This window comes from Streptomyces daliensis (genome assembly GCF_054782395.1).
Map to the genome: position 1 here is coordinate 167,455 of NZ_BAAGSO010000054.1, position 9,929 is coordinate 177,383.

The following is a 9,929-nucleotide window of genomic DNA, read 5'->3' on the forward strand; positions in this document are numbered from 1 at the left end:
GTGCCGGTCATGGTAGCCGCACCCCGCGGCCCACCACACCCTGTCACCGTGATGTCACTGTGCACGTAGCAGAAACGTCCCGGGGGACCAAAAGGTTCCCCGTTTACCGCGTTTCCACACGTCTTTGACCACCCTCCGTCAACATCTGGCCGTCAACTGCACGGTGTCACATCAACCTGTGCGCATCCACTGCTTCATGACAGACAGCAGGTGATCCGTGTCCACCGGCTTGGTGACATAGTCCGAGGCGCCCGCTTCGATGCTCTTCTCCCGGTCCCCCTTCATCGCCTTCGCGGTGAGGGCGATGATGGGCAGTCCGGCGAACTGAGGCATCTTACGGATCGCCGCCGTCGTAGCGTAGCCGTCCATCTCCGGCATCATGATGTCCATCAGCACCACGGCCACGTCGTCGTGCTGCTCCAGCACCTCGATGCCCTCGCGCCCGTTCTCCGCGTAGAGCACCTGGAGCCCGTGCTGTTCCAGCACGCTGGTCAGTGCGAAGACGTTGCGGATGTCGTCGTCGACGATGAGGACCTTCTCACCCCCGAAGTCACCGCCGGGCCCCGGGGCCACCAGGTCCTGGCCGCTGTGCATCCACTCCTCGTCCTGCCGGTGCCCCTGGCGCCCGGCGCCCGCCGCCGCTGAGCCGCCGTCGTGCCCGTTCTGGAGCATCTGCGAGCGCGGCTGCGCCTCCGGCGGCAGCACCCGCTCCAGGGCCTCCGCTGAGCGCTGACGGCGCCTGCGCGCCAGCGAGGCCGCCGCGCGCTCGGCCTCCGAGGCTGCGGCGTCCTGCGGGTCCTCCTCCGGCCCCTCCTGGTACGCGCCGCCCCCTGCGGGGCCCTCAGCGGCTCCTGACGTCCCGCCAGGCTCCTCCGCCGCCGCCTCGGCGCCCGTGCCCGCGGCCCCCGGCGGCAGCGCCCTGACCGGCTCGGCCGCGGCGGCGCTCGACTCGGCCGCTGCCGAGATGGCCAGGGTGCCCGAGCCGAGCTGCGGGTAGCCCTGCGGCGGCAGCTCCGTCGGGTGCAGCGGCAGGTACAGCGTGAACGTGGAGCCGCGGCCCGGCTCGCTGGCCGCGTAGATCTCGCCGCCCAGGAGCCGCGCGATCTCCCGGCTGATGGACAGGCCCAGGCCCGTACCGCCGTACTTGCGGCTCGTGGTGCCGTCCGCCTGCTTGAATGCCTCGAAGATGACGCGCATCTTGCTCGCCGCGATGCCGATCCCGGTGTCGGTGACCGAGAAGGCCACCAGATCGGAGTCGGCGTCCCGGAGGGAGCCGTGCTCCAGCATCTGCTCCCTGATCGAGTCCGGCACGTCCTCCCGCGCCGAGCGGATGACGAGTTCGACGGCGCCCCCGTCGGTGAACTTCACCGCGTTCGACAGGAGGTTGCGCAGCACCTGGAGCAGCCGCTGCTCGTCCGTGTGCAGCGTTGCGGGCAGTTCCGGCGAGACCCGTACGGAGAAGTCGAGCCCCTTCTCCGCCGTCAGCGGCCGGAAAGTGGCCTCTACGTAGTCGACGAGCTGGACCAGCGCGATACGGGTCGGGCTGACGTCCATCTTGCCCGCCTCCACCTTGGACAGGTCGAGGATGTCGTTGATGAGCTGGAGCAGGTCGGATCCGGCCCCGTGGATCGTTTCGGCGAACTCCACCTGCTTCGGGGAGAGGTTGCCCTCCGCGTTGTCAGCGAGCAGCTTGGCGAGGATGAGCAGCGAGTTGAGCGGGGTGCGCAGCTCGTGCGACATGTTCGCCAGGAACTCGGACTTGTAGCGCATGGAGACCGAGAGCTGCTCGGCGCGCTCCTCCAGTACCTGGCGCGCCTCCTCGATCTCGCGGTTCTTGATCTCGATGTCGCTGTTGGTCTGCGCGAGCTGCTCGGCCTTCTCCTCGAGCTGCGCGTTGGACTCCTGGAGCGCCTTCTGCCGGTTCTCCAGCTCGGCCGAGCGCTCCTTGAGCTGCTCGGTCAGCTCCTGCGACTGGCTCAGCAGCAGCTCGGTCTTGGTGTTGACGCTGATCGTGTTGACGCTGGTCGCGATCATCTCCGCGATCTGGCTGAGGAAGTCCTTCTGGATCTGCGTGAAGGGCTGGAACGCGGCCAGCTCGATCACCCCGAGGACCGTGCCCTCGAAGACGACCGGCAGCACGATGACATGCGCCGGGGGCGCCTCGCCGAGCCCCGAGGAGATCTTGAGGTAGCCGGGCGGCGCGTTCTCCACCAGGATCGTGCGCTTCTCCTCGGCCGCCGTGCCCACAAGGGACTCGCCGGGCGCGAAGGTCGTCGGCATGACACCCATGGAGTAGCCGTAGCTGCCGAGCATGCGCAGCTCGTACGAGCCGTCCTCGCCCTCTCCCGCGCCGATGTCCTCGCCCTCGCCGCCGCTCGGCACGGCGAGGAAGAAGGCGCCGTGCTGCGCCGAGACGACCGGCGTCAGCTCGCTCATGATGAGGCCGCCGACGTCCGTGAGGTCGCGGCGGCCCTGCATCAGGCCCGAGATGCGGGCGAGGTTGCCCTTGAGCCAGTCCTGTTCCTGGTTGGCGAGGGTGGTCTCGCGCAGGTTGGTGATCATCGTGTTGATGTAGCCCTGGAGCTGGAGGATCTCGCCCGCGGCCTCCACGTCGATCCGCACGTTGTGGTCGCCGCGGGTCACCGCCGTGGCCACCTCGGCGATCGCGCGCACCTGACGGGTCAGGTTGCCCGCCATCTCGTTCACGGACTCGGTGAGGTCCTTCCAGACGCCCGCGACGCCCGTGACGCGCGCCTGGCCGCCCAACTGGCCCTCGGTACCCACCTCGCGGGCCACGCGGGTCACCTGCTCGGCGAAGGACGAGAGCTGGTCGACCATCGTGTTGATGGTCGTCTTCAGCTCCAGGATCTCGCCGCTGGCCTCGATGTCGATCTTCTTGGTGAGGTCACCGCGGGCGATGGCCGTCGTCACCATCGCGATGTTGCGCACCTGCCCGGTGAGGTTGGACGCCATCGAGTTCACCGACTCGGTGAGGTCCTTCCACGTCCCGGCGACCCCGGCCACCCGCGCCTGGCCGCCCAGCACGCCGTCCGTGCCCACCTCGCGGGCCACGCGCGTCACCTGCTCGGCGAACGACGACAGCGTCGTCACCATCGTGTTGACGGTGTCGGCGAGCTGCGCGACCTCGCCGCTGGCCTCGACGGTGACCTTCTTCGACAGGTCGCCGCTCGCGACCGCGGTGGTCACCTGGGCGATCTGACGCACCTGCGTGGTCAGGTTGTTGGCCATCAGGTTGACGTTGTCGGTCAGGTCCTTCCAGATGCCGGAGACGTTCCGCACCCGCGCCTGGCCGCCCAACTGGCCCTCGGTCCCCACCTCGCGGGCCACCCGCGTCACCTGCTCGGCGAACGACGACAGCGTCTCCACCATCGTGTTCACGGTCGTCACCAGCGCGAGGACCTCGCCCTTCGCGTCCACGGTGATCTTCTTGGACAGGTCGCCCTGCGCGACGGCCGTGGTCACCTCGGCGATGTTGCGCACCTGGGAGGTCAGGTTGTTCGCCATGAAGTTCACGGACTGCGTGAGGTCCTTCCAGGTGCCCGAGACACCCTTCACCTCCGCCTGGCCGCCGAGGATGCCCTCGGTGCCCACCTCGCGGGCCACGCGGGTGACCTGCTCGGCGAAGGACGAGAGCTGGTCGACCATCGTGTTGAGCGTGGTCTTCAGCTCCAGGATCTCGCCCCGCGCGTCCACGTCGATCTTCTGGCTCAGGTCACCCCGCGCCACCGCCGTGGCGACCTGGGAGATGTTGCGGACCTGCGCGGTGAGGTTTCCCGCCATGCCGTTCACAGAGTCCGTCAGATCGCGCCACACGCCCGCGACCCCGGGGACCTGCGCCTGGCCGCCCAGGCGGCCCTCCGTGCCCACCTCGCGGGCGACGCGCGTCACCTGCTCGGCGAACGCGGAGAGCTGGTCGACCATCGTGTTGATGGTGTTCTTCAGCTCCAGGATCTCGCCCCGCGCGTCGACCTCGATCTTCTGCGAGAGGTCGCCCCGCGCCACCGCCGTGGTCACCTGCGCGATCTGACGCACCTGCGACGTCAGGTTTCCCGCCATGAAGTTGACGGAGTCGGTCAGGTCCTTCCACGTCCCCGACACCCCGTCCACGCGGGCCTGGCCGCCCAGGCGGCCCTCCGTGCCCACGTCCCTGGCCATCCGGGTGACCTGCTCCGCGAAGGAGGAGAGCTGGTCCACCATCGTGTTCACGGTGTTCTTGAGCTGGAGCATCTCGCCGGAGACATCCACCGTGACCTTCTGCGACAGGTCACCATTGGCCACAGCCGTCGTCACCTGCGCGATGTTGCGCACCTGGCCCGTGAGGTTCCGGAAGGCCGTGTTGACGGAGTCGGTGAGGTCCTTCCACGTTCCGGCCGCGCCCGGCACCTGCGCCTGGCCGCCCAGCTCGCCCTCGACGCCGATCTCCCGCGCGACGCGGGTGACTTCGGCACCGAACGAGGAGAGCTGGTCCACCATCGTGTTCACGGTGTTCTTCAGCTCCAGCATCTCGCCGGAGACATCCACCGTGACCTTCTGCGACAGGTCACCATTGGCCACAGCCGTCGTCACCTGCGCGATGTCACGGACCTGCCCGGTGAGGTTCCGGAAGGCCGTGTTCACCGAGTCGGTCAGGTCCTTCCAGATCCCGCCCGCGCCCGGCACCTGCGCCTGGCCGCCCAGCACGCCCTCCGTGCCGACCTCGTTCGCCGCGCGCGTCACCTCGTCGGCGAACGTGCGCAGCGTCTCCGTCATCGTGTTGATGGTCTCGGCGAGCTGCGCGACCTCGCCGCGCGCGTTGACGGTGATCTTCTGGGACAGGTCGCCGTTGGCCACCGCCGTGGTGACCTGCGCGATCTCCCGCACCTGGGAGGTCAGGTTCCCCGCCATGAGGTTGACGGAGTCGGTCAGGTCCTTCCAGACGCCCGCGACGCCCTGCACCCGCGCCTGGCCGCCCAGCTCGCCCTCGGTGCCGACCTCACGCGCGACGCGCGTCACCTCGGACTGGAAGGAGGAGAGCTGGTCCACCATGGTGTTCACGGTGTTCTTGAGTTCGAGCATCTCGCCGGCCACGTGCACCGTGACCTTGCGTGACAGGTCGCCCTTGGCGACGGCCGTCGTCACGAGTGCGATGTCGCGCACCTGCGCCGTCAGCCGGGACGCCATCGTGTTGACGGAGTCCGTGAGGTCCTTCCAGGAACCGGACATGCCGCGCACCCGCGCCTGCCCGCCCAGCTTGCCCTCCGTGCCGACCTCGCTCGCGACGCGCGTCACCTCGTCGGTGAACGTCGAGAGCTGGTCGACGAGCCCGTTGACCGTACGGCCCACCTTCAGGAACTCGCCCCGCAGCGGATGCCCGGCGCCGTCCGAGCCACGGGAGCGCAGGTCCATGCGCTGCTCCAGGTCACCGTCGGCGACCGCGGACAGCACCCTGCCGACCTCGGACACCGGGCGCACCAGATCGTCGACCAGCGCGTTCGCCGCGTCGATCGCCGAGGCCCACGAGCCCTCGCAGGTACCGGTCTCCAGCCGTTCCGTGAGTTTTCCCTCACGTCCGACGACCCGGCGGACGCGCGCCAGCTCTCCCGTCAGATGCAAATTCTGATCCGCGACCTCATTGAAGACAGCCGCGATCTCCGCCATCGGCCCGTCGCCGGTGACGGTAAGACGCTTTCGGAAGTTGCCGTCGCGCATGGACACCAGAGCCGTCAACAACCTATTGACGGCAGCGGCGTCCACCTCGATCGTCCCGTTCTTCCGGGAGCGTCCGCCCTTCGCGCGCGTGTTTGTGCTACGCGCCGCTGCGCCAGACTCCACCGTGTCCCTCCCGTAGGGTCGACCGTCCTACCCGGGCATTTACTTCGAGCCTTCCCAGTGTTTCACCCTGCCCGAACCAGGCGATAACAGTTCGGCAGCATGGCACACCGCTCTCCGCCCGGCCGGAAGGGAAAACACCGGCATCCGGCACCCGCGCATACAGCGAACGTAAGTAACCTGGCATCCGGCTGTCCATCCGCCCCGGTCCGCCGGGCCGGGAGCACAAGGGCAGCCGCGTGAGCACGAAGCAACGGAGAGGCGCTGCGGTGACGCAAAAGCAGGGCGCCGAGCGGAGGCAGATCACCACTGTCGCCGCCCAGCGCACACCGGTGCGCACAGGCAGTGACCAGACACCGATGGGGAGACCAGTGATCACCGCGCGGGCTGCGGCCACCTTTGAGCCGGTCGGGCGCTCCGTCGCGACGGCACGGGCCTTCGTCCGGGACACCCTCCAGGGCTGGGGCCTCGGCGACATCGTGGACGACGCCGTCGTCCTCACCAGCGAACTGGTCACCAACGCCGTCGTCCACGCGGGCACGGCGGCCGAGGTCCTCTGCCTCCGCGACGAGGACGGCGTCCGCATCGAGGTCGTCGACCGCTACCCCGAGCGTGAGCTGCCCCTCCAGGACCCCGGCCAGATCATCGCCAACCCGGACCGCGAGGGAGGCCGTGGGCTGCTGCTGTGCGCCGCGCTGGCCACCCGCTGGGGCGTGGACTACACGGCGGCCGACAAGCGCGTCTGGTTCCGCCTGGACCTGCCTGAGCGGCCCGTGGGCGCCCGCTCCGCAGGACCGGCCCTCCCGGACTCGGCGCTGCCCGTCACCGATGCCCGCATCCATGTCGGCGTCATCCAGATCGACCGCACCGGCGCCATCTCCGCGTGGAACGAGGGCGCCCAGGAGCTGTTCGGCTATCCGGCGGACAAGGTCGTCGGCAAGCCCCTCTCCGACCTCGCCGCCTGGCCCCACACCCCCGGCACCGGCACCGGCATCGCCGAGGCCCTCCAGCTCTCCCGCTGGGAGGGCTCCTACGGAGTACGCGGCGCCGACGGCCGTACGATCCCCGTCTACGCCTCCCACCTGCGCGTACGCGACAGCGACGGCGAGCCCTCCACCATCTGCCTCCTGGTGCGCGACCGCGAGCGCGCCGTGCTCCAGTCGCCCCCGCGCACCCCGGCGCCGGACGCCGCCTCCCAGGGCAGCTCCCCCGAGCGCTCCGCCGACCCGTTCGAGGTCTTCATCGGCTCCCCGGCCCCCGATGACCTGGACGGACTCCTCCAGCGCACCGTCGAGCGCGCCCGCGACATGCTCGACGGCGACGCCGCCTACCTGCTGCTCGCCACCGACGACGAGACCGAGCTGGAGGTCCGCGCCTCCACCGGGCTCCCCTCGGCACGCCAGCGCTTCGCCCGCGTCCCCGTCGAGGCGGGCAGCGGACGCTACGGCTCCGCACGCATGCCCTCCGTCCACGAGGACCTCACGGTGGTCCCCGGCGCCGTGCCCCTCCTCGCGGGCACCGGCATGCGCTCGGTGGTCACGGTCCCCCTGAAGGTGGAGGGGCGCCTCACGGGCTCCCTGGGCGTCGCCACGGAGACCCCGGGCCGCTACACGAACGAGGAGGCGCTGCGCCTCCAGTTCGCCGCCGACCGCATCGCCCTGGCCGTCGAGCGCGCCCGCCTCACCGAGCTGGAGCGGCTGCGCCGCGGCTCCCTCTCCTTCCTCGTCGAGGCGTCCGACCTGCTCGCCGGCACCCTGGACCGCGACCAGACCCTCGCCCTCATGGCCCAGATGACGGTCCCGACGCTGGCCACCTGGTGCGCGGTCTACACCGTCGCCGACCAGGGCTCGGACCCCAAGCTCTCCTACGTCCTGCACGAGGACGAGGACCGCATCGACAACCTCAAGGCCCTGCTCTCCAAGGTCGAGCCCCCCGACCCCGTCCCGGCGCCGGGCGCCCGCGTGTGGACGGCCCCCTCGGACGCGGCCCACTCCGCCGCGCTGCGCACCTCGCTGCGCAGCGTCGTCATGGGTGAGGAAGATCACCATCTGACTCCCGGCGCGACGCTCGCCACGGCAGCCGCTGTCGGCGGCGAGACCGTGGTCCTGCCGCTCGTCGCACGCAACCGCGTCATCGGCATGCTCACCCTGGGCAAGCCCACCGACGAACGCTTCCGCCAGGAGATCCTGGAGCTGGCCGAGGACCTCTCCCGCAGGGCCGCCCTCGCCCTCGACAACGCCCGCCTGTACTCGGAGCGCACGGCCATCAGCCAGTCCCTCCAGCGCAGCCTGCTGCCGCCCGAGCTGCCCGAGGTCAGCGGCGGCGTCGAGGTCGACGTCATCTACCGCGCGGCAGGAGAGGGCAACGAGGTCGGCGGCGACTTCTACGACCTCTTCGAGATCAGCGACGGCACCTACGGTTTCGCCATCGGCGACGTCTGCGGCACAGGGCCCGAAGCGGCGGCCGTCACCGGACTGGCCCGCCACGCGCTGCGCCTGCTCGCCCGCGAGGGCCTGGGCGGGCCCGCCGTGCTGGAGCGCCTGAACACCGCCATCCTCGACGAGGGCGCCCGCAGCCGCTTCCTCACGCTCCTCTACGGCGAGATGCGCCCCCAGGAGAACGGCGGCGCGGAACTGAAGGTCGTCTGCGCGGGTCATCCGCTGCCGCTGCGCCTGCGCCAGGACGGCAGCGTCGAGCCCGCCGCGGAACCGCAGCCGCTGCTGGGCGTGATGGAGGACCTGGAGCTGTACGAGCAGCACGTCACGCTCGACCCGGGCGATGTGCTGCTCTGCGTGACCGACGGGGTCACCGAACGCCGCGAGGGCACCCGCATGCTCGGCGACGACGGCCTCGCGGACGTTCTCACCACGTGTACGGGTCTTACGGCGGGTGCTGTCGCCGCCCGTATCATGCGCGCCGTCGAACGCTTCGCCAGCGACGCGCCTTCCGACGACATGGCCATCCTCGCGATGCGTGTTCCCGAATAGCCCCGGAAGACGAGAAAGGCCCCCGCCAATTGGCGGGGGCCTTTCTCAACTCACGCGTACATCACGTGTACTGAGCCCCAAAACGGAATCGAACCGTTGACCTTCTCCTTACCATGGAGACGCTCTGCCGACTGAGCTATTGGGGCGTGCGGTCAGCGGAATAGATCTTACCCGACACCGCAGGGTGCTTGCGACCGGCTGCCCCGGCCCGTCAGTTGGCCCGTCTGACTCGTCGGTTCAGCAGGCGGGCTCCATGAGGAGACCGCCGAGGGCGTTGCAGGCGGACACGATCCGGTGCAGCTCACGCTTCGTCAGCGAAGCGCGCACGGGCAGCGCCAGCGTCTCGTCCGCGGCCCGCTCGGTCTCCGGCAGATGGACGTCGCAGCGGTACTCCGGCATCCGGTGCGCGGGAGTCTTCACCGGTACGTGGCATTCGACGCCGCGCGCCCGCAGCGCCCGCTTGAAGGCGTCCCGGTCGGGGCGGCCGTTGCCGGGCACCCGTACCACGTACTCCGTGTACGCGTGCTCCACCCCCTGGGCCACCGAGGGCTTGACCACGCCGGAGAGCCTGCGGTCGAGGTAGGCGGCGTGCTGACGGCGCCGTACAGCGTCGACGGCGATCACCGGTGGCATGGCCCCGAACTCGACGATCTGGAGCCCGGCGCGCTGCGCCAGCTCCAGCAGACAGACCATGTCGGCCGGGTGCCCGAAGAGGTGGACGGGCGCGATGGCGACGGTCCGGTCCGTGACCGCGGCCTCCGCGGCCTTGGGGTCCAGGCAGAAGTTCTTCGGATCGATGTCGGCGAAGACGGGCCGCGCCCCGGTCTGACGCACAGCCTCGGCGGCCTCCGCACCTCCGAAGGCCGGCAGTACGACCTCGTCCCCGACGCTTGCTCCTGCGGCAATCAACTGTGCCGTCTGTGTCGTCCCCATGTCGCGGATGTTGTCCACGCCACGTGAACTCCGGGTAAAGCGACGCAAAAAAGCCGTGGTCCCTGAACCAAACTGTTCAGGGACCACGGCTTTTCTTCAAAAGGAGTTCGGCGGCGTCCTACTCTCCCACACGCTCCCGCATGCAGTACCATCGGCGCTGAAAGGCTTAGCTTCCGGGTT

3 protein-coding genes, 1 tRNA gene and 1 rRNA gene are annotated in these 9,929 nt (G+C 69.9%); 1 reads left to right on the top strand and 4 read right to left on the bottom strand.

All coding sequences use genetic code 11. From position 1 onward, the window contains the following. Positions 1-171 precede the first annotated feature (171 nt). Positions 172-5,832, bottom strand: a complete 5,661-nt coding sequence (locus ACYVOO_RS11605; protein ID WP_461015562.1) for a HAMP domain-containing protein — start codon at positions 5,830-5,832, stop codon at positions 172-174. Positions 5,833-6,200: 368 nt separating this feature from the next. Between ACYVOO_RS11605 and ACYVOO_RS11610 the strand changes: the two genes are divergently transcribed. After that, on the top strand, positions 6,201-8,816 hold the full coding sequence (locus ACYVOO_RS11610; RefSeq protein WP_461015571.1) for a SpoIIE family protein phosphatase: 2,616 nt from the start codon (positions 6,201-6,203) through the stop codon (positions 8,814-8,816). Positions 8,817-8,889: 73 nt separating this feature from the next. On the opposite strand, the gene ACYVOO_RS11615 is transcribed toward ACYVOO_RS11610, so the two are convergent. The 3 genes from ACYVOO_RS11615 to rrf all read right to left on the bottom strand — a co-directional run. Continuing rightward, a tRNA-Thr gene (locus ACYVOO_RS11615) sits at positions 8,890-8,962 on the bottom strand. Between the two features lie 91 nt (positions 8,963-9,053). Beyond that, entirely contained in the window at positions 9,054-9,749 is a 696-nt protein-coding gene (locus ACYVOO_RS11620) for a DegT/DnrJ/EryC1/StrS family aminotransferase (protein ID WP_461015563.1), read from the bottom strand. 105 nt (positions 9,750-9,854) lie between these two features. Then, positions 9,855-9,929: ribosomal RNA gene (gene rrf / locus ACYVOO_RS11625) — 5S ribosomal RNA — on the bottom strand; the annotation flags it as partial.